The sequence below is a fragment of the Paraburkholderia sp. SIMBA_053 genome, from assembly GCF_046534895.1.
Taxonomy (GTDB): Bacteria; Pseudomonadota; Gammaproteobacteria; order Burkholderiales; family Burkholderiaceae; genus Paraburkholderia; species Paraburkholderia caledonica.
Window position 1 is genome coordinate 1 of sequence record NZ_JAWRXU010000535.1, and the last position, 278, is coordinate 278.

Annotated in this window: 1 protein-coding gene and 1 pseudogene; both read right to left on the bottom strand. The window is 61.2% G+C overall.

Features of this window, described 5'->3' with window-relative positions; genetic code table 11:
• Positions 1–107 (bottom strand): ureidoglycolate lyase (locus SB753_RS36740; RefSeq protein WP_410805043.1); only part of this gene is annotated, 107 nt, incomplete at its 3' end.
• A pseudogene (locus SB753_RS36745) lies at positions 104–278 on the bottom strand (allantoicase); the annotation flags it as partial. The pseudogene SB753_RS36745 and the gene SB753_RS36740, both read right to left, overlap by 4 nt.

Genomic DNA, 278 nt, shown 5'->3' on the forward strand with positions numbered 1-278 from the left:
GTCGTGCCGAGATTGATCGGGATCTGCTTCGCGCCTTCCAGTTCGATCACGTCCCCGAACGGCGCGAATGCTTCGCGTGTCAGCGGTTCGATAGCGAGTGTCTTCATGATGCGAGCGTGCCCCACAGACGCAGGCGCGACACGCCACCATCCGGAATGATGTTGAAGCGGATATGCGTGACGGGCCCGAGCGCCGCGATCTCGTTTTCGAAGAAGTGCTGTTTGTCCATCTGCAGCTTCTGCTCGCCGAGCAGCACGGGCCAGAACATCGCCTGCGTG